16 protein-coding genes and 1 pseudogene are annotated in these 18,264 nt (G+C 33.1%); 9 read left to right on the plus strand and 8 right to left on the minus strand.

The genetic code is table 11. The features are described from left to right. Positions 1-79 precede the first annotated feature (79 nt). From N4A35_00315 to N4A35_00325, 3 genes and pseudogenes are all read right to left on the minus strand, one after another. Positions 80-1,432: an FMN-binding protein gene (locus tag N4A35_00315; GenBank protein ID MCT4579832.1), complete on the minus strand. Its 1,353-nt coding sequence runs from the start codon at positions 1,430-1,432 to the stop codon at positions 80-82. Between the two features lie 23 nt (positions 1,433-1,455). Then, positions 1,456-2,358: a cobalamin biosynthesis protein CbiX gene (locus tag N4A35_00320; protein ID MCT4579833.1), complete on the minus strand. Its 903-nt coding sequence runs from the start codon at positions 2,356-2,358 to the stop codon at positions 1,456-1,458. Between the two features lie 1,689 nt (positions 2,359-4,047). Next, positions 4,048-4,374: pseudogene (locus tag N4A35_00325) on the minus strand (DoxX family membrane protein). Between the two features lie 285 nt (positions 4,375-4,659). Between N4A35_00325 and N4A35_00330 the strand changes: the two are divergent. Genes N4A35_00330 through N4A35_00340 form a run of 3 tightly spaced genes read left to right on the plus strand, consistent with a single transcriptional unit; the run spans position 4,660 to position 7,316 of the window. Further along, positions 4,660-5,595 carry a C40 family peptidase gene (locus N4A35_00330; protein ID MCT4579834.1) on the plus strand — a complete coding sequence of 312 codons (936 nt, stop codon included), beginning with the start codon at positions 4,660-4,662 and terminating at the stop codon, positions 5,593-5,595. 6 nt (positions 5,596-5,601) lie between these two features. Next, positions 5,602-6,522, plus strand: a complete 921-nt coding sequence (locus N4A35_00335; protein ID MCT4579835.1) for an N-acetylmuramoyl-L-alanine amidase — start codon at positions 5,602-5,604, stop codon at positions 6,520-6,522. A 14-nt stretch (positions 6,523-6,536) separates the two neighbouring features. After that, positions 6,537-7,316: an alpha/beta hydrolase gene (locus N4A35_00340; protein MCT4579836.1), complete on the plus strand. Its 780-nt coding sequence runs from the start codon at positions 6,537-6,539 to the stop codon at positions 7,314-7,316. On the opposite strand, the gene N4A35_00345 is transcribed toward N4A35_00340, so the two are convergent. Continuing rightward, positions 7,313-7,816, minus strand: coding sequence for a hypothetical protein (locus N4A35_00345; protein MCT4579837.1), 504 nt, complete (start codon positions 7,814-7,816; stop codon positions 7,313-7,315). The two genes, N4A35_00340 and N4A35_00345, sit on opposite strands and share 4 nt — an antisense overlap. 122 nt (positions 7,817-7,938) lie before the next feature. Here N4A35_00345 and N4A35_00350 point away from each other — a divergent pair, with 122 nt between their 5' ends. The 5 genes from N4A35_00350 (at position 7,939) to N4A35_00370 (ending at position 12,883) form a co-directional block, all read left to right on the plus strand. Further along, a complete protein-coding gene (locus N4A35_00350; protein ID MCT4579838.1) occupies positions 7,939-9,162 on the plus strand; it encodes a hypothetical protein in 1,224 nt (407 codons plus the stop codon). Between the two features lie 5 nt (positions 9,163-9,167). Continuing rightward, positions 9,168-10,319: a beta-lactamase family protein gene (locus N4A35_00355; protein ID MCT4579839.1), complete on the plus strand. Its 1,152-nt coding sequence runs from the start codon at positions 9,168-9,170 to the stop codon at positions 10,317-10,319. A 44-nt stretch (positions 10,320-10,363) separates the two neighbouring features. Continuing rightward, complete coding sequence (locus N4A35_00360) at positions 10,364-11,521, plus strand: 3-hydroxyacyl-CoA dehydrogenase NAD-binding domain-containing protein (protein ID MCT4579840.1); 1,158 nt, start codon at positions 10,364-10,366, stop codon at positions 11,519-11,521. 61 nt (positions 11,522-11,582) lie between these two features. Next, entirely contained in the window at positions 11,583-12,422 is an 840-nt protein-coding gene (locus N4A35_00365) for a hypothetical protein (protein ID MCT4579841.1), read from the plus strand. A 59-nt stretch (positions 12,423-12,481) separates the two neighbouring features. Next, positions 12,482-12,883: a hypothetical protein gene (locus tag N4A35_00370; protein MCT4579842.1), complete on the plus strand. Its 402-nt coding sequence runs from the start codon at positions 12,482-12,484 to the stop codon at positions 12,881-12,883. 55 nt (positions 12,884-12,938) lie between these two features. Here the strand turns inward: N4A35_00370 and prmC are convergent, their stop codons facing one another. Then, positions 12,939-13,805: a peptide chain release factor N(5)-glutamine methyltransferase gene (gene prmC, locus N4A35_00375; GenBank protein ID MCT4579843.1), complete on the minus strand. Its 867-nt coding sequence runs from the start codon at positions 13,803-13,805 to the stop codon at positions 12,939-12,941. Positions 13,806-13,811: 6 nt separating this feature from the next. Beyond that, on the minus strand, positions 13,812-14,222 hold the full coding sequence (locus tag N4A35_00380; GenBank protein ID MCT4579844.1) for a hypothetical protein: 411 nt from the start codon (positions 14,220-14,222) through the stop codon (positions 13,812-13,814). Between the two features lie 101 nt (positions 14,223-14,323). On the opposite strand from N4A35_00380, the gene N4A35_00385 reads away from it, so the two are divergent. Next, on the plus strand, positions 14,324-14,854 hold the full coding sequence (locus N4A35_00385) for a hypothetical protein (protein ID MCT4579845.1): 531 nt from the start codon (positions 14,324-14,326) through the stop codon (positions 14,852-14,854). Here N4A35_00385 and N4A35_00390 read toward each other — a convergent pair. Next, on the minus strand, positions 14,827-16,371 hold the full coding sequence (locus N4A35_00390) for a hypothetical protein (protein MCT4579846.1): 1,545 nt from the start codon (positions 16,369-16,371) through the stop codon (positions 14,827-14,829). The two genes, N4A35_00385 and N4A35_00390, sit on opposite strands and share 28 nt — an antisense overlap. Before the next feature lie 86 nt (positions 16,372-16,457). Continuing rightward, the gene (locus N4A35_00395) at positions 16,458-18,176 is read right to left on the minus strand and encodes a T9SS type A sorting domain-containing protein (protein ID MCT4579847.1); all 1,719 of its coding nucleotides are present in this window, start codon (positions 18,174-18,176) and stop codon (positions 16,458-16,460) included. Between the last annotated feature and the right edge of the window lie 88 nt (positions 18,177-18,264).

Below are 18,264 nucleotides of genomic sequence, written 5' to 3' on the forward strand. Positions count from 1 at the left end.
TTTTAGTATTCTCCAATTGAAGAACATTACAAAAATAACATAATATTGGTATAGAAGAATTTCAAATAATGAATTTTAATTATTTGACAACTTCGCTAATTTTATCTAGAACGGCTCCCGTTGGGCAAGCTATTCTACACCAAATAAATGGATATCGAAGATTCACTAACACTAACAAAAGAGAAATTCCAAACCAAAAAGAAATAAACTCTAGCCCAAAAATATCAGGAAACACTTCAAAGTTACCCCAAGATCGCATTCCTAAAAGCACCCCTGTGATTAATAGTATTGCAATGCCATCCCTTATTCTTTTTATCCATTTGTTGGAGATAAAAAACTTCTTGCTCAACTTATTTTTTGACAAATTAAGAGCTATTCTTTGTAGATGTCCGTATGGACAAACAAATTTGCAATATAAATTCTTACCCCAAATTGCTCCTAAAAGAGAAAACAAGCTATATAGAGCTATTAAAGATGATACAGAAGTCCCCAAAAATGGATGAAGAAATGAGATATAGGTAAAGGAATTATTCATAAAAAAACCAATGTACACTACCGATACCCAACTTAAAATCTGAATATCTCTTTTTGATTTTTTATATTTCTTTTGAAAGCCATAAATGAATAATAGTGCTATTACAGTGATATGTAAAATCCACCACAATGTATTTTCGGCCACGACATAAAATGAAGAACTGTTTAAATCTTCATAATGCTCTTCTATTTCAGGATGATAAAGATCAATTAGCGATGTAGTGGTCACTGCTATTGCTTCAGTAGTTAAAGTTGCTCCCGATACGGCATCTATCTGATGTTCTTTTTCTAACGGAATTTCAGTAAATTGCTCATAATATCCTCTTCGCTGAACTTTTTCTAAATAGCTCACAGTTTCTTTAGATGAAACATGCTGCACCTGCTTGATATTCCCATTCCCATCAATTAAAACTCCTAATTGAATTGGTCCTCCATACCCCTTTATATGATTTAAATTATGCTGAGTTTCTAGGTATAAAAAGTTTTCACCTTCAGACTTTACAGATAAAAATGGACCAAACTCTGCCAAATGCCCCTCAGTTTCAATAGAATTAGAAAAGAGCTGTTTTACATGTTTCGTTATGCTTGCTAATTCTTGTTGCGCTATTCGATGATCTTCTACTTTTGAAGAAAGCATTTTAAATGCTTTTTTTTCTTTAACTTCATCATTTACCAGCGACCAACCATGTCCTTCAACCTCAACCTCTCCTACTTCCTTAAAATGTTCTGATTCTTTTTTTTCGCCAACTAACTTAGACTTGGAATAAGGTGTTTCTTCGACTTCGAGATGTGCAAGCACCTCCTTAAAATGTAAAGGACCATTCAACCAAAAGAATAGAAAAAAAGCCCCAACTATAATCGTAGCCAAGACTTTCTTTCCTTGTTTAATTGTAAACATTTTCTTCATTAAAGCTATCGATATTATAAGCTCTCTACGGTTTCAATCGCTATTTCTTTTACCCAATTATCAACATTTGCATCTGGTAATATCGCATCTTGTACATACAAAACATTCTCTCCTGTTTTTACTTCATCCACAGCTTTTTGAATAATGTCATTTTGGAAATAAGGATCATTAGCAATTAACACAGGGATTACAATTACATTATCATTATACTCCAATAACTGTGTAATACCATCTTTAGTAGGCGCTGTTGAATAACGTACCAAATGTCCACACCAAGAATAAGCAATATCTTCATGTTTGGTCTTTACTTTTAAGTATTTACCTATTGCATCAACCATTTCTTCCCATTGTTGATTATATTGCTCATCACCATAAGCGACTAATAGCACGCCCTCATTTTGTGGGTTTTTACTTAAAGCATTTACTCTTCTAGCGATATTTTTCTTTAATATTGAGGTATAATCTAATGGTGGCGTGATCGAAACTTTAGCTTTTGCTCTATATACATCTATTTTTTCTTTTGCCAACTCTGCTTTAATTTTTGCATCAGAACTTAATCCAACAATAACTGGTATATCGTGTGAATAATGTGAACTTACCGTCAAAAAAACTGGTACAATAACAACCTCATCATACCCTTCTTCATCAAACTCTTTCATACGTGATGCAATAGACGGCTCCGTATATTCCATAAACGCTGTTCTTACATCTGTAATTTTTTTGTGAGCCAATAACTCATCCTCAACATGTTCCTCCACTTCAAGCAACATCTTTCTCCATGATTCAGCAACAGAACCATGATTAACGATCAACACTCCTATTTTGGGTTCCCCTTGTTCGGTTGTTTTATCCGTTTCTTTCGTACCGCAGCCAACTGCAAAAAGTCCTAAGACTGCCATTATTATTAAGTTTTTCATTACTCTTGTCTTTTATTCTTATTTAGATTAATTAAATATAACGACAAAACTATGACAAAACTCACACCCCTACAATACCACAAAAATGGTATTTAGGTGAAATTCCCAATAAAAACACTGGTACTTTAGCACTAAAAACTAGGCATAAATAGAACGAGAAAGAAATTTCTTTTTAATAAAAAAGTCAATATTTCAGCTTAACGATTAGAACGTGATATTACCTAAACGGTTAAAATCATACTTTTGAAGTACGGTTCCTTTTTCTAAATATAAGACACCTGGATTAGAACGAACTAATATTTTTAATTCTGTTGCATCCATTGTTAAGAAGTCGATCGCTGCTCCAATTTCTTGATTCAACACATCGGTTTCAGCTGGTAAACCATTAGTAATCGCATAAACAGCGATCCCTTTCTCTTCGGCTTTCTGAGCTATAGTCGCTAACTCTTTCCAGGCAGCTCTATTGGTATGCTCTAAATCATAAGAAACAATAAATAAAACTTGATCTAAACTCAACAAATATTGTGTAAAATCAACCTCCATTTGTTTGGATGCATCAAAGCGTGCTTCTACTAAGCCTTTGTATACCCAAGTTGTATCTGATAGTGGATATAGTGTTGAATCATAATCAATCTCTAACACTGAATCTGTATAATTATATTGTACATTTTCCAAAACATGTACCTTATGATAGTATTGATCATAAACTTTGGCTACAGCAGCTTGAATACCACTATTATTCTTTTCTTTTTCAGAAAGAAATTCATAATATTTGAATGGTTTAAAGTCTGAAATAGAATTTGGAACGCCTTCTTTTACCACACGTTTAGTCCTATCTTTAAAGGTATATTCTGCCTCTATTTCTTTCCATCGTTTCATGTATTCATTTTGATCGATTTCTAATAACGCTTTGGTTTCTTTATGTTCATAAACCATCATATCGTTATATACTCCATCAATACCATCATTCATCTTTTCCTTGATGTTGTTACCAACAGCATAAGCTCTGTAATCTTTAATAGGTAAATAATTAATGGTATATAAAGCAAAGCCAAATGAAGCTAAAATAACAATAAATGCAGCTACCATTACTTGAATTTCTTTGATTAAAAATCGCTTAATCACCAAATATATACCAAATAATAGTCCTGTAAAAATCGTTGGAAACCACCATCCAAACAACCATCCCCCAACTACGATTGTAAAGACTAATGCAGCTGGTAAAATAATCTTATCATCTCGAATTGAATTAAAACGAATGCTTCCTTGCATCAAAAATATTGGCATTACAAAAATCAACAAAGTAATATCTTTAAAAAACGATTCCCAAGGGGTAAGTGAACGTCCAACAGATCCTTTTAAAGCATCACCAAAACAACCACAATCGGTCACACAATCCTTTTCAAAAGGAGCTGAAGCGATAAAGTTAATACGATTGTTTCCATCCATATAAAACAATACTGAATCTTCTTGCACTTTGATTGCTTTTTGTTTCAATGTTGGAACTTGGCTAATTCTATAATCGATCGCATCTTCAGTATAAAACGCTTTAGCTTCTTGATATTTTTCTAATGCAATTTCATAGTCTCCATCTTTTAAATAAGCATCTCCAGATTGATATAAGGTACGGTACTCTCCATAATTATATTGTGTATCATTACAGTCTGCTGTAAAGAATGTCAACCAAGCAAAAAATAAAATCATTCCGAGCAATGCCCAAGAAGACAAACGAATTAATGCACCAAATAAAACTGCAAAACCTAATACAACTTCGGAAGCTGCTATAACGATTGATAATGGTAAGGAATAAGGCTCCCAAAAAGGCCAATTTAAAGCTGGCTCAGCAAAATATTCTTCTAATTTAAACGAAAAGCCTAACGTATCATTTGCTTTGATTAAACCTGATACAATAAACAATGCTCCTACTAAAATTCTAGAAATATAAGTTGATGCAACCAGTCCTTTAGCGATGAACAGACTTAAAATCCCAATCAAAAAAGCTCCACCTGTTGCCATCCAATATAAGTTAAACTGATCTGGAATATTCTCTGAAGCATTATATACTCCATTTAACAACATTCCAACAGCGATAATTAAATAGACAATTCCGATTGGTTTAGATAATCTTTCCATTTTAAGCAATATTTCTTTCAAAAATAACAATTAAACCAAATGCCAACAATCATATTAACGATATCTTAACCCCTTTTTCATTTTTTAACAGTTAACATTTTGTTGTTGGCATACTATTTTCATTCCAGTCATAGCTATTGATTTATTCATTTTTTTTGTAACTGGCCAATGAAACATACATTTACATACGCTTTAGTAATACTACTTAGTCTTATTTGCTCCAATATTATTTGGGGGCAAGATCGAACTATTGATAAGATAGAAATGCTTTATGATCAGGGGAATTACAGTAAAGTGTATCGTAAAACCAACAAGCTTCAGAAAGATGCTAAGTATCAAAATAGTGCACCAATCAAACTGTTCGAAGCGCTTGCTTCCTATCAACTTGCACAAACCAAAAGCAAATATTCAGAAAAACAAGCTATAGAAGCTTATCGCATTTTTGCTGCTTGGGACACCATTGGCGAGTATCGCTTAACTTATAACATCTATATCTATGATCTACAAATTGGTTGGGTCAATAAAATTAGGAAATTAGAAAAACAGGGGAAATCAGCGGAAGCAAAAGCAGCGTTCCAAGCTTATACTGAATTATTTCAACATCAGGTCAGTTATGATGAACTAACCGCTACTCAACCTAATGTGTCCACTCCTACTCCAACCAACCAACCTGATGAAACAGAACAGATAACAACCGATAACGCAGCAAACAGCATAAAAAAACAACAAAAAGCGATATTAAAAGAAGCGAACAAACATCTAGGAACTCCCTACAAATATGGAGGAATTACACCTAAAGGGTTTGATTGCTCTGGCTTCACACAATATGTCATGGCTAAAAATGGAATTCAAATTCCAAGAACATCAAAAGCGCAAGCGGTAAGTCATAAAAAAGTAAAACAAAAAGATGCTCGCATCGGAGATTTAGTTTTCTTTGGCTCAAGTAAATCCAACATTAGTCACGTTGGAATTGTCAGCAAAGTTGAGGGAAGCCAACTCTACATGATTCATGCATCAACCAGCAAAGGGATCATGATTACGGAGATAACCACCAATGTGTATTGGAGTAAAAAAGTTCAATTTATAACCCGCGTTATTCAATAATTAACTATGAAATTTTTTCTTTTTATTATCATTTCAATTTTTACATTTTCAGCTATAGCTCAAGATTCGGGACGAATGATTGTTGTAATTGATGCTGGACATGGAGGAAAGGACCCTGGAAACTTAAACAAAACTAAAGGGATGAAAGTTGAAAAAGAAATCAATCTACTCATTGCTAAAAAACTAGGTCATTACATTGATCAATTTTTGGGACATAAAATTGAGGTGGTCTATACAAGAACAACTGATGTTTTTATTCCTTTAGAAGAACGAGCTGCTATGGCTAACCGATTAAAAGCAGCTTACTTTATTTCTGTACATTGTAATTCATCTGTAAAACCTGATGTATATGGTACAGAAACACATATCCACAATATTAAAAGTAAAACAAGTCGAGAACTAGGACTTGAAATAGAAAAACAATTCAGCACCCGTGCAGGAAGAAATAGTCGTGGACTCAAATTAAAGACAGATCGTACTTATAATTTATTGGTACTTAAAGACAGTAAAATGCCTGCGATCCTGGTCGAGACTGGTTTTATGACCAACAAAGCTGAAGAAGCTTACCTTAATTCTGATCGTGGCCAAGATTTAATTGCTTCTGCTATTTTTAGAGGTTTTCGAGATTATGTTGGTAAAAAACACAACATTTCGATGCGTAAACCTGGAGAATCAACACCAGCCAAAAAAGAGGGACCTGTATGGAAAATTCAGATTATGGCTTCTACTGGACCTGTTTCTTTAGAAAACCCTGATTTTAAGGCTATAGGAAAAACTATTGAAGAAGTTAAAATCACCAATTCAACATCTCCTTTTAATTATAAATATTATGTAGGATCTTTTAGTGATAAACGAGAAGCGAAGAAGTTATTAAAAGAAATTCGAGAATCTGCTTTCAAAGATGCTTACTTAGTTAAGTTTGAATAATTATTTTTGCAGGTATGCGTTATCAACTTCGAAATGGTTTAGGTGAATTGGAAATCGAAAAAAGTAATTTTAATGAGGCCTCACCGACACTCATTTTTCTACATGACTCACTTGGGTGTATTGAGCTTTGGAGAGATTTCCCGAAAAAACTAGCTCAAGTAACAAATTGTAATTACTTGGTATACGACCGATGGGGATATGGAAAATCCAGTTTAAATACCCAACTTCCAGATCGTCCTGATAATTATTTAGATATTGAGGCTGATATCTTAAATGAACTTATCGAAGCCTTATCTATTCCTAACCCGATATTGTTTGGCCATAGTGACGGTGGAACAATTGCGCTAATAACTGGAGCAAAATACGCTAATACAATCAAAGCAATTATTACTGAAGGAGCTCATATTTTTGTTGAAGACATCACGCTAAATGGAATACTTGAAGCCAAAGAAGCTTACCGAACGACTAACTTAAAAGACAAACTATATAAATATCATACCGAACGTACCCCGTATCTTTTTGAAGCATGGACTGAAACATGGCTTAGGCCCAGTTACCGCAATTGGAATATAGAACATATACTAAAAAACATTACTTGTCCATCTTTAATTATTCAAGGTGAAAAAGATGAATTTGGAACCTTAAAACAAGTTGACCAAATTATCAATCAGGTATCAGGTAAAGGAGAGCGGTTAATTTTAAAAACAGCAGGACATTCCCCTCATAAAGAAGCTTTAGCTGAGACTTTAGAAGCTTGTGTAAATTTTATTCAAAAGTTAAAGAAAAGCATTTAAGGCTTCGTCGAATCAGGATCCATTTTTTCTCCATTAGAAATTCTTAGTGTACTTGCGACCTCTCCAATATTGAAAAAAGAAATATTATTTTTATCAGTACTCATTAGCATTTCTTTTGTACTGATTTGCTCAATATAAAAAGTACCATCAACAAAAACATCTATTTTCATATAGATACTATCTTTGGTAGGCATATCCCATTCACCAGTTCTATAATACACGAGCTCTCCATCTGAATAGTATTCACCACGCATCAACCCGTTATCTAACATATAAATAACATAATCTCCTATGATATTGGTCTCATCATTTTCATCGACATAATTAGGTAACACTCCTCCCATAAAGTTGGTTGATCCTCCATTGATTTCAAATGAGTTTAGATGAAACTCACCTTTTAAAATGGCATTATGAGTGACCTTATAACATGATGAAAAAAGTAAAATAAGTCCACAACATAACCCTAACACTTTAGTTGTCGAAAAATGGAATAAATTCATAGGTTTAATTATTTACAGCAACTAAATATACAGTTAATAAATAAATAATATGAAAATTATGCACTAAAAAATATCGAATTGAATAAACTTTTCTCTATTTTTAGCCGAAATAGCCATTGAATATGACAGAATTTTTAGACGCTTATGGAGTATATCTCCAATTTTTATCGATCCCATTGGTGAGTGGAATTGTTGGTTGGGGAACAAATGTATTAGCCTTAAAGATGACTTTTTATCCGCTTGAATTCTGGGGGATAAAACCCTTTCTAGGATGGCAAGGAATTATTCCTTCTAAAGCGGAAAAAATGGCTAAAATTTCAGTGAATTTATGGACCACAAAATTAGTCAATGTTCGTGAACTATTTGCTCAATTAGAACCCGCTCAAGTCGCTGAGGAAATGAGACCTCAATTTGATCGAATTTCTAAAGAAATTATGGACGAAGTGATGGAAAAACAATCTCCCGATATCTGGAGAAGAATTCCTGAGTCTGTAAAACGAATGACCTATGCTCGTATTTCTAGAGATATGCCGGATGTCGTTTCTGAAATTATGACAGATGTAAAAGACAATATTGAAGAAGTATTTAATATTGAAGAAATGGTTGTTCAACGTCTAACATCAGATAAGCAATTGATGGTTGAGATGTTCTTAAATTGTGGAAAAGAAGAATTTAAGTTTATTGAACGTTCTGGTTTTTACTTTGGTTTCTTATTTGGTATTGCTCAAATGGGGGTTTGGTATTACTTCCCTGAATGGTGGATTTTACCTTTAGCGGGATTAATTGTAGGATACGCGACTAATTGGCTTGCCTTAAAATTAATCTTTGAGCCAGTTGAAGAAAAATCAGTCTTGGGAATGAAATTCCAGGGATTATTTATCAAACGTCAAAATGAAGTCGCAGAGGAATATGCTAAAATGCTAACTGAAGAGATCTTCACATTTGACCGTATTTTTGCGGCTATTATTAATGGTTCTACTAAAGATCGATTTGTTAACCTCGTATTAAAACATGCTGAAAGAGGAATTGATGAGGGAGTTGGAATCTCAAAACCTGTTGTCAACTTAGTTGCAGGAAAACGTAATTACGACAAAATGAAGAACGTTGTTTTGGATAAAGTTATCCGAGAAATGCCATCTTCTGTGAAGCCTGTTTTTAGTTACGCTGATGAAGTGATGGATTTAGAAACAGTATTTAGAACTAAAATGCAAGCCTTGAGTCCGCCTGAATTTGTTGGTTTCTTAAGACCTGTATTTCAAGAAGATGAATTAAAGTTAATCTTAATTGGTGCTGTATTAGGTATGGCTGCTGGATTTGCTCAATTATACTTTGTTTTTGGAGGGTAATACGCATGCAAAATCATTTTTTTTTATCAATAGGTATACTGTTGTTCTTCTTTTCATGTGCCGAACCTACTCAAGAGCCAGGCCCACGTGCTGATAGAGAAATAGTGCAAAAACCAACAATAGACAGTACAGCTTATTACGACAGTTTATATGCTCCATTGGCTTTTCAAATAGATACTTTTTTTCAGAAAAGATTTCAAGCAAAAACATTTAATGGGACCATTTTATTTGCGAAAGAAAATCATATTATCCTTAAGAAAGCTTATGGTTTTTCATCGTTAGACACCAAAGATTCTTTAACAACTGCTAGTACTTTCCAATTGGCATCTGCTTCTAAGCCTTTTACTGCAATAGCTTGTTTACAATTAATCGAAAAAGGAAAATTAAAACTTACCGATTCTGTACAACAATATCTCCCCCACTTTCCTTATAATGGTATTACCATTCACCAACTCCTCTCCCATCGTTCAGGATTGAGTCAGTACACCCATTTTTGCGATGCTCCTGATTCTATTTGGCCCGACAAGCATAAAACCATCACGAATGAAGATGTTCTTGAAATTATGCACCAATACCAACCAGGGATTAATTATGCTCCTGATACCAAATTCTACTATTGTAATACCAACTATATGTTGTTAGCCTCTATTGTAGAACAAGTTGCTAAAATTCCTTTTGAAGACTATTTAAAACAACATATTTTCACTCCATTAGGCATGAAAAACACTGTAGTATACAACAGGGCCAATAAGGATGAACTAAAACATCCTGTTAAAGCTTATAATGGGGCTTATAATCCCTATATAGATATTTACCTTAATGGAGTGGTAGGCGATAAAGGAGTGTATTCTAGTGTAGAAGATCTTTACCTCTTTTACAGTGGTTTAAGTCAAGGAAAACTAATAAAAAAGGAAACGCTTACACTCGCTATTCAGCCCCACAATGAACCCAAAAAAGATGGAAAAAATTATGGTTATGGTTTTCGTATATTAGAACAAGCAAATGGAGAAAACATTATTTTTCACACGGGTTGGTGGAAAGGCTTTAGAACCTATTTTATTCTCAACCAACAACTCAATAAAACAGCGATAGTGCTTACCAATTTAAAGCGCGGACCATTTTTATCAGTCAAAGAACTTCTTGGTTTGATTGACTGATCTATTCACACATTTTAATTATTTTTGTAAAAAACAATAAAGACATGAAAATAGGAGTTTTAGGAGCTGGTTCTATGGGAGCTGGAATAGCTCAAGTAGCAGCAACATCAAAACATCAAGTAGTACTTTTTGATACCAATCAAGAAGCAATAGACAAAGCTTTTGCGAGCTTAAACAAAATCTTTAATCGCCTAGTTGAAAAAGAGAAGTTCACGCGTCAAGAAGCTGATGATATTTTAGCTCGTATACACCCTATTTCAGCATTACAAGATTTTTCTGACTGTGATTTAGTTATTGAAGCTATTATCGAAAATTTAGACATTAAAAAGTCTGTTTTTAAGCAATTAGATGAACTCTGTAAAGCTGATTGTATTTTGGCAACAAACACGTCCTCTCTCTCTGTTTCTGCTATTGCTGGCGCTTGTTCAAAACCACATAGGGTGATAGGAATCCATTTCTTTAATCCAGCACCTTTAATGCCTTTAGTTGAAATTATTCCAGCCATACAAACAGCTGATCAAATAGTAACAACTTCAAAAAGTTTAATTGATTCTTGGGGTAAAAGAACTGTAATCGCAAAAGATACTCCAGGGTTTATTGTCAATAGAGTTGCTCGCCCATTTTATGGGGAAGCATTAAGAATCTATGAAGAAGGTATTGCAGATTTTGCAACTATAGATTGGGCTTTAAAAGAATTAGGAGGTTTTAGAATGGGGCCTTTTACATTGATGGATTTTATTGGAAATGACGTAAATTACGCGGTAACTGAATCGGTATTTGAAGCGTTTTATTATGATCCTAGATACAAACCTTCATTTACGCAGAAAAGACACGCAGAAGCTGGATGGTTAGGTCGAAAAACCAAAAGAGGATATTACGATTATGCTGATGGAGTTGAACTTCCGCTTCCCCAAAAAGATCAAGAATTAGGAGAAGAAATTGTTTGGAGAGTTTTAGTCATGCTAATTAACGAAGCTGCCGATGCTTTATTCTTAAACATTGCTAACAGAGACGATATTGATACTGCGATGACTAAAGGTGTTAATTATCCTAAAGGTCTATTAAAATGGGCTGATGAAATTGGAATTGATAAATGTGTCAATAAATTAGACGAATTACACGACACTTATCGTGAAGATCGTTATAGATGTAGCTTACAACTAAGAAGAATGGTAATGAAAGGACAAACTTTCTATTCATAAATTAGACTTTTGTTTTAACTAGAATATCAGTATATTTGTAGATTAATTTTAAAAACAAGACATGAGATTAGGACAACTTTCTAGAAAACTAGATTTATCTACTTCCAAGATAGTTACATTTATAGAAAAGGAATTTGAAGTTACTATTGAAAATCACCCCAATACAAAGATTGATGATAGCTTTCTTGAAAAAATTGAAGCTGAGTTCAAAGTAGCTCCTAAACCTGTCGAAGAAACTCCTCAACCTGAAGTAGTTCCTGTTCCAGAAGAAGTGTCGGTAACAGCTACAAACACACCTGTTGAACAAGCAACACCTCAATCAACTGAAACTGTTGAGTCTGTTGAAAAAACAGTACAAGAAGAAGAGAAAGTTGAAACTGAAGAGTCTGAGGAAATAGAACTAATAAAAGCTCCTAAACCTGAATTAAAACAAATAAAGGTTTTACGTAAAATAGAGCTTCCTCAACAAAAGAAAGTTGTAGCTGAAGAAACATCTACTGGTGAGACTACAAAAAATGCAGCAAAAGAATTAGCCGATCTTGAAAAAGAATTAAAAGCTTCTATCGAAAAACCTGCGCCTGTAAAACGTAAGAAATCTACCTATAAACGTCCTAATAAACCGATGAAAAAGAAAAAATCGGTAGAACAAATCTTAGCAGAGAAGAAAAAGAAAGAGGAACAGGATCGTATTGCAGAAGAAAAAAGAAAGCAAGAAAGAGCTGAGTATGAAAAGCAAAAACGTAAAGAACACTATACTGCTCAGGTTGCTAATGTAACACCTAAAAAGAAAAAGAAGAAAAAACAAGTAGAAACTCTTTCTCCAAAAGAGAAACAATTAGCTGAAAAAGATGCTCCTAAAACTTGGATTGGCAAATTAATTAAATGGTTCCAAACCAGTTAATAAATTACCTTGAGCTCATTAAAAAAATTCGATAATAAACACCAAATAAAACTAAAACTGTGGAAAACAAAGAATCGGTTAGCATATTAAACAAACTTCAAAAAGAAGTGGAATCTTTTGGAATTAAAATAAAAAAAGATACGATTGTTGAGGAATTAAAAAAAGTGAGAGCAATTGCTTTAAAACTAGAAAACCCTAGAATGGTAAAAGCAACTAGATTGACTTTTGAGCATGTAGAAGCGTATGAAGGTTTCAATATTCCAATGCTATCAGATGAGCCTATCGAAGGTTTTGAAGACAGCAACCTAGGAAACGATACTGATATAGAATCAAATGAAGAGGCTCAAAAAGAAAGTTTATTGTATTTACTTTCAATTATGAAAGATCCTACTAATAGAATTAATGCTTCTGATTTAAAAGAGTACAATGTTTTATTAAAGAACTATGCTGAATTGCATTAAGGAACAATATTCCTTAGGGTTAAATAAAGCTTCTTATATTAAGGTATAAGGAGCTTTATTTTTTTATGGCACTTACCATTCGATCCTTTTCATTGATATCTTTTATTAACGAGACTTTTTTAAATTGGTACTGTTCTATTAAAGCTTTCGTCTCTTCACCAAAATGTTCATTAATTTCAAAATATAACTGTCCCTCACTTTCTAGTTTTTCTTCAGCTAACTGTACTATTTTCTCATAAAAAACTAACGGCTTTTCATTGGTCACAAACAAAGCCAAATGGGGATCAAACTCCAAAACATTTGGATGCATTAATGCTTTTTCTTTTACAGTAATATAAGGTGGATTACTAATAATAACATTTATTTTTTCTGGTATAATCGAAGTAATTGAGTCCAACTTTAATACATCCTCCTGAAAAAGCTTTAACTCAACTTGATGTATACTAGCATTTTCTTCAGCTATGCTTAGCGCTTCTGAACTGACATCCAAAGCTAGAACTTTGGCCTCAGGTGCATTCTTAGCAATCGCTATGGGGATACACCCCGATCCAGTACCAATATCCAATATACTTATGGGACCATTGGGAATATGATTTAATATTAAATCGACCAACTCCTCGGTTTCTTGCCGGGGCACAAGAACATCTTTACTCACTTTAAAATCAAGTCCATAAAAATATGCTGTTTCAAAAATGTGCTGAATAGGTTCAGCATTAGCTAACCTTTTAACAATAGTTCTTAACTCCAACAACTCCGATTCAGATAGCTTTTCTTGTTCATTAAAGCGTAATGAGATTTTATCCCAGTTTTTATAATAAAAAAAGGTAAGGCTAAACAATTGGTTCACCTCACCTTCTTCATAAATAGCTTTTAGGTGCTCAAAAAAATATTGTTTAAACGCCCTAACGGTATTACTATGCACAAACACTTATGCTTGCTCTTCTCCTTTAACCGTAGCAATTCTATCAGCCATATAATCAAACAGATTATTTAATGGCTTTTGTACCATCATTTTTAAAAATGGATTAATATCTGCGTTACAAATTAATTGAGCTTCTGTAGCTGCTCCTTCTGCTAAATTAACATCTAATGTAAATTTAAATGGAGAACCCTCACCACTCTTTATATTCACTTGATTATACGTTGTACCTCCAACATGTTCTAAGACTAACTTATAGGTCTTTTGAATTTTGAATGAACAGGTTTTCTCATCAGACTTCCAATCTGATATATTTTTTTTAGGTAAAAGCAATTCATAATTATTCATGTCTGATAAAAACTCAAACACTTCTTGTTGTGAACTATTTACCACTACCTTTTTACTTTCTATTTTTGTCATTTTCTATTCTTTGAAACGATTTACACAAAGATAAACTTTTTAAAAAACTAATGATAAAACATTCTCGATAATACTTACTTTTGTGATAAACATCTGATTTTATGAAACATTTTGGGATATTAGTACTCATATCGCTTTCTCTATGGGCATGTCAATCGACAACAGCACCTAGCGAACCTCACCCTTTGGATCAAGTTCAAACGAATAAAGATGCAAACGTTGATCAAAAAATCACCTTATATGACCTCAGTTGGATGCAAGGAATTTGGATCGATAGCACCTCATTCCTTGGACAGAAAGTTATTGAAAACTGGACCTTAAAAAACGACACCCTAATTGGGCTTCGTGGAACAATTAATAAGTTGGATACCGTTTATTCTCAAACCTCTAAGATTTTTATAGCTAACAATTCCCCTGTTTACCTTTTAGAACCTGAAGGCAGCTCTTTTGTTAGCTTTAAACTCAAAGAATTTGCCCCTAAGCAAATCACTTTTGGAAATATTGCTAATCCTGCACCAACGGAATTAACCTATACTCAAAATGGTTTACATTTAGATTTAAGTTTTACCATTCTGACCCCCGCTGGTGAACGAAAGTTTAAGCATCACTTTCTTCCTTTGGTATCAGAATAGCGCTTTTTTACTGCTTCTTCAAAGCTAATGTTCTCCATTTTACTCCTCACCCAAGCCTCAATGTCTATATACTCTTTAATAGCGCTATCTTCGGGTGTACTATACTCTTTTGTTAAACGAATAGAAAATTTATTTAAAGCATTCTTTCTTTCCGATTGATTCTTTTTAATTAGTGATAATACTAATTTGATAAAAGCTACTTCAATTCCTTTTTTAAGCTTATTTCTTTGCAGTTGGCGTCTAGATGTTTTGGACAAGTATTCCACTAAATCATAATTCCCCAATTCAAAATGAATGAGTAAGTTTAATAGTTCGCCATAAGTATAAATATCTTGTCTCAACTTCCTCTCATTGTCATTGACCACTTTATTGATCCACTTTAAAGCTAGTTTATATTCTTTTACCCCAAAATATACATAAGCTATATTATAGTAAAACAATACTTTTTGTTCTTTGTTGATTTGATGTTTAAACTTTTCTAGCCCTTCTTCCATCAACAATACTGTTTCTTTTGCTTTCTGAAATTCACCTAAATGATCATAAACGATGATTTGTGTATTACTACTAAAAGTAAAAATTTTCAACCTAACATCTAAACTATTAAACCCTGTGGTTCCTGATAAATTCTTTAACAAATCTATTAATCTTTGGGCTTCTTTGAGGTTATAGGCATCAATGTTACAGAAAATTAGGTTCTTTAATGTACTGACATACCTTTTAGCTAAATCTATTTTAATCTTAGGGTTATTATCTAGTATTTCAAGTGTTCTAGAAAACTTAGTCAATGCTACAGGATAATTTCTTTGTGTTGCATTACATATTCCTTGTATATAATAACAAATAGTAGCTGCTCTACTAGATAATGCTGTATTTTTTCCTTTAATTAAATGGTGATTAGCTATTTCTTCTACAGTTGCGAGTTCTTCATTAGGGCGATTGTGAAGCCCTGTTCTAAAAATAGCATTGATTTGAGAAAAAATCATTTGGTATTCTGCCAAATTTCTCAACTTTTCAATAACTTCTAATTCCTCTTGAATAAGTTGTTCTAAATCAAAACTAAAAATACCCTGCTCATACTCTTCCTCTATTAATCGCTTTTCCCAACTAATCAATTCAAACCAATAATAAAACTTTTCGTATTCTTTTGCTTTTGCTTTTGCGCGCTTCAAAAACTTTCGACACTCTTTAAACAAAGCTTTATTATATAAAATTTCTATATTTTTAATTTCTTGCTTTAATACAGAACTGATAGAATTATCTGCATGGAACCCTCTTAAACTTTTTAAAATCAATTTATATAGATGGCTTTTTTCAGAAGGCAAATGCTTAATAAAAGTCTCCTTTTCAAATATTTTTTTTAAGTGCTTTTCATCATAAGTGTCTTGTTTTTCTATTTCATCAAACAAACGCATATAATTTTTATCCCCACTTTGTAAAGCAGACGATAATTTAAAAAACCTTTTTTCCGACTTTGTTAAAGATTTTATAAGATCAAATAAATTAGATGAGGGTTTCATAATCAAATATTTAGTTTCTTTATAAAAATACAAAAAAAGCCCATTGTTATATAACAATGGGCTTTAAGATGATGTTATCTTTTTAATTACTTACTAACAACAACATTAATTTTTGATGTTGTATTATTTTCATAGTTTAAAGCCACTACATACATTCCGTTTGGAATAGTAGTAACGTCTAATCTTAATAAGTTATTCACCACATTTGTATTTTGAGAAACAACTACCTTACCTGTTACATCATAAATTACAACTTCTGTAACTTCAACATTTCCAACAGGAATAGAGATCATTTCTTTTGCTGGGTTAGGGAACGCTGTTAATGTTTCTTCCACTTCAGCTTCTTCAACACTTACCTCATTAGCTGGTAAAGTTTCAATAGTCATTGCTGGAATCACATCTGGTCCAAAACCTCTTAAACTTAAACTCTCGTCAGAATTTAATACTGTTATTGGCTGATCCAATGTATCTTGATTAGCAAAGTAATCAAGTGTTGTAGAATATCCTAAATATACATTCTCACTCTCAGTTTTTACACAGAATAAATATCTTTGGTTATCTTCTAAAGCAAATGCTTCTTGAAAATCAACATAAACATTTCCTCTTTGCATATCCGTTGTATAATCGTACTCTCCTGTAGCTATTTGAGTTAAAGAGTTTACTGTTGCATCAGTAATACCTGTAAAACTATCTTCCCATTTAAATGCTTCAATTTGGATGTATTCATCAACAAGGTTTACTGTTGAATCATCTGCATTATAAGTAGATGCTGAAAAAGTAATTCCTCTAGCTGCTAACCTACTTGCATTAGCATTTCTAAAGTTCATACACATACTATAACTCGACACTTCACCAGCAGGTCTGTAATAAGACTGTCCTACAGGTTCGAATGTAGTAGAATCAATGATTCCATAAGAAATTTGTAAATCATTCATTACAAATCCAGTAACCACTTCGTTATCCGATGGTAAGCTTTCTGATGAATCAGATACCACAGAATACTCAATAGTGTAGTAACCATTGTTATAACTTGCTTGGTTAAAATCAGGTAAACCAATATAAACACTATCTCCAGATTCAATTGAATCTGTCATCGCAAAGTTGTTATAAATAGTGCTACCTCCAAATTTAACAGCACAAGTTAACTCTACACTGTGTTGAGTGTGTACCCCATAATTGAATACCCATGCTCCCATTTCTGTATTGAATTCAGAAGCATTTTGCGAAAGTGATGAAACATTACCATACAATTCAGGTCTTCTTACATCTTTTTGATACATTGATAAGTCATTTGGAAAACGTCCAATTTTATTACCAATAAATACAACAACATCTCCAGACATTGCCTCATTAGCTAATAAAGCTCCTGTTTCATCCGAAACCATAACAACAGGAACAGTAACTTGCGTACCAAAAGTACCACCTGCCATACCTACTGGAGGTCCAGGAATATTGTTAATGATTACTACTGCTACAGCTCCTTGATCTTGTGCATTTTTCGCTTTAGCTCCAAATTCACAATCTCCTCTATAAACGACAGCAACTTTACCGTTGATATCAGCACCATTAGTTAATGTATTACAACCTAAAGAATCTCCAGGAGTACCATCACTTACAAAAGCAATAGTATCTGTTACAGCATTTGCTGGGTCAGTAATATCTGAAACACCCCAACTTGCTGAAGTTGCGTATGTAAAATCATAATTACCACCTATTGATGATGGATAATCGACATTGAATACAGTTTGAGCATTTGCTACGAAACCTAGTACACCCAATCCGATTGAAAGTAAAAGTTTTTTCATGTTTTTTTGTTTAAATTTGAACCACGAATATACTATTTTTTTAATCTTTATCAAAAAGAGCGTAGTAAATATGACTTGATCATGACGA

It is taken from the genome of Flavobacteriales bacterium (genome assembly GCA_025210295.1).
GTDB lineage: Bacteria > Bacteroidota > Bacteroidia > Flavobacteriales_D > Parvicellaceae > S010-51.